Here is a 2,975-nt window from a genome sequence, read left to right as displayed (position 1 = left end):
GATGGATTATGGATTTCCTAACCGTGGCCAGCAATGCCAGCCCTACTACAATATTAATTTCACTTAATCCTAGCACTTTTTAGCTATATGAGTCAATAACCGAAATGTTTTGTTTAACCCTATCCACCTTTTGTTGATGGCTCATAGCACGTGAATATTATAAAATTAATGCATATGATAAAAGTTTAACAAAGGCAAGTTAAGCTTTTTCACTCAGCTTATGAAGCATGCTACATACGCATGTTTCGATATTTTTTCCATTAGATATAAATAATAAACAGGTAGGAGGACAATTTAATGAAGTACCAGGGACTTTTTGAGCCTATCAAGATTTGGAGATGCCGGTCCGATCAAGTAGGAAATCATTCTAATAAAAACGGCTTTGATCAAGACTCAAAACCCTGATCAAAGCCGTTTGATAATGCTTTTATATTTTATAGCTTCATGCCAACTACCTGATACATGTTGTCATCTGATAAGACTGTAGTAACTTCAAGATATTCATTAAAAATATCTGCAAGTTCATCAGCTTCCATAAGTCCGTTAGATACATGAATAGCACTGCCCTTATGATGAGCATCTATCTTCTCTTTGCTCATTCCGTGAGCGACAGTAAGTCTGCCGCCACTTCTAAGCTTAGAACTCAGGCATCTGATAAGCCTTTGAGCATCCTGAAAATGAGGGAATGCATTATAGATAACTATGTTGTCATAATCATCATCAAGATCAAGTTTCTCTACATCACAGCACAAGATATTAACACGCTTATCACCTTCGAACTTATGTCTTGCGATCTCTACCATCTTAGGAGATATATCAACTGCAGTTACGCTTGAAACTTTTTTATTTAGATAATAAGGGATCATGATACCTGTTCCGCAGGCAACATCCAGGACACTGCAACCTTCTACAACTCCTGCATTATCAAGAATTGTATTTATGATATTGTCATCCTTGATCTCCATAGCATCCCATTTATCCGCCAGACCATCAAAAAAATCTATTACTTCTTCTATATTAATCATAGTATTTGTATCCATATAATAATCCCTTTATAATGCCTTCCTTAAGGACAGGTTAGGAGTCTTAGTTAAAGAAGGTAGCTGTATCAATCTTCTGATAACCGCCAAAGCTTGCAGGCTTTTCATATATATCACTAGCAAGTGGTGTTCCAAGGAACATCTGTGTAACTTCATCAGTTTTGGCTTCAACATCAAAATCTTCAAAAGCTTCAGGGTATACAACAGAAGCAATGTACCATGTATTTATAAGAGCAATCTCATAATTGGTATAATACGCATTGTATGCCATTTCGAGATATACTTCGCCATCGTTCCATGCCTTTATAGAATCGAACATAGTATTATCTTCTGCATATAAAGGCTTGATATTCTTAACAGCTGCAGCATCTATGAACATGATATCGATATCTTCGCCCATGGATACGAGCTTCTCTTCTTCGATCTCCTGAATGCCGTTATTCTCAAGATCTGTAACGACATTTTTGACACCTGCTATATTGAAGGATACATAATTCTGAGCTGTCATAAGATGATTGGTTGTACCCCAGTTACCAAGACCACAGATATATACAGAAGGCTTATCTTCATCTTTGATATCTTTAGTTTTTTCGCTTATGGCATTCTTTTCATCTTCGATATATGTTATAAGCTCTTCAGCTCTTTCTTCTTGATCGAAGATCTGTCCCAGAAGCTCCATGGATCCTGCAAAAGACTCATCAAAAACTCCCATAGGTCCTGCCTTAAGTGTGATAACAGGTACGCCTAACTGCTCAGAAAGCGCATCTTCTTTTTCTACATCTTCATATTCAGAGATTACGATGTCAGGCTCACATGTAAGGATCTTCTCAGCTTCTGCAGCCTGAGCATTAGGTCCGCCAACTCCACATGAAGGAAGGTTGGCAAAAACATCTCCATAAGCCAGCATATAAGGTCTTGCTACGCCGTCAAACATCTGAGGCCTTTCTTCGAGGCTTTCGTTATCAATATCTTCAACTCCGCAAAGTATAGATACATCACCAACATAAGAATACATACGAAGTGCGCCGGCGCCGATACATACAACCTTTTTATAGCTTCCGGGTTCGATCTTAACTTCTCTTCCTATCATATCTGTAATAGTGATCTCTTTAGCTTCATCTGATTCAGAAGCTTCCTCACTTACAGTAGTACCATTTACGGATGCATCTATATTCCCTTCTTCATTCGCACTTGCAACTGTATTTGGGGTCTTTCCTTCACTACTACCACAAGCCATCATGCCACAAGACATCGCAGCTGCCATTACGACTGCGACTATTTTCTTTCTTAATAGCTGTTTTCTCATAATATTCCTCCTACGAAAAATCTTTCGTTATTTATATCTAAGATGCGGATCTTTGCATCATAAATATCTTCAAGCATCTCTTCCGTGATCTCGTTTTTAGTAGCTCTATATCTTACTGTTCCATCTTTCATAAGGTAGAATACATCTCCTATTAATAGAGCCTGATTGATATCATGAATAGACATTAAGATACTAACGTTCATATTCCTTGATAGATTGAGAATCTCTTTGATTATGATCTGCTCATTACCGATATCAAGACTTGCTGTCGGCTCATCAAATACCATAAGGTGCGGACTCTGTGCAAGGGCTCTGGCAATAGCAACCTTCTGCCTCTCTCCTCCTGACAGCTCATCTACGCTGCGATCAGCAAAGCTTGAAATTCCAAGCTTTTTCAAGATATCATTAACAATCCTTGTATCATCATCGCATGATCTGAATCCAAAATATGGAATTCTCCCTGTCATAACGGTATCAAAAACAGATAATGCTCCAAAGTCTATTATCTGCGGAACATAGGCTACATATTGGGCTTTTTCATATCTTGAAAGACTTGTATAGTCCTTGTTATCAAAAAATATTTTGCCCTTCTCCGGTTTTTCTATTCCTAAGATGTTCTTAATAAGAGT

The 2,975-nt window shown here is 37.9% G+C and carries 3 protein-coding genes; all 3 read right to left on the bottom strand.

Going from position 1 to position 2,975, the window contains the following annotated elements; genetic code table 11:
* Positions 1 to 434: 434 nt before the first annotated feature.
* Positions 435 to 1,040 (bottom strand): class I SAM-dependent methyltransferase, encoded by a 606-nt coding sequence (locus K6G87_RS10280; RefSeq protein WP_296836660.1) that lies wholly within the window; start codon positions 1,038 to 1,040, stop codon positions 435 to 437.
* A gap of 46 nt (positions 1,041 to 1,086) precedes the next feature.
* On the bottom strand, positions 1,087 to 2,346 hold the full coding sequence (locus K6G87_RS10275; protein ID WP_296836657.1) for an ABC transporter substrate-binding protein: 1,260 nt from the start codon (positions 2,344 to 2,346) through the stop codon (positions 1,087 to 1,089).
* Positions 2,343 to 2,975, bottom strand: a 633-nt coding sequence (locus tag K6G87_RS10270; protein WP_296836655.1) for an ABC transporter ATP-binding protein, incomplete at its 5' end; no start/stop codon positions are given. The genes K6G87_RS10270 and K6G87_RS10275, both read right to left, overlap by 4 nt.

The organism is Butyrivibrio sp., from assembly GCF_024699075.1.
Note: the sequence above shows the minus strand (reverse complement) of the source record. Positions and strands in the feature narration are given on the sequence as shown.

What these genes read in the sequence shown, in the direction of transcription:
- K6G87_RS10275 (WP_296836657.1), bottom strand. Translation starts at nt 2,346, where the DNA reads ATGAGAAAACAGCTATTAAGAAAGAAAATAGTCGCAGTCGTAATGGCA.
- K6G87_RS10280 (WP_296836660.1), bottom strand. Translation starts at nt 1,040, where the DNA reads ATGGATACAAATACTATGATTAATATAGAAGAAGTAATAGATTTTTTT.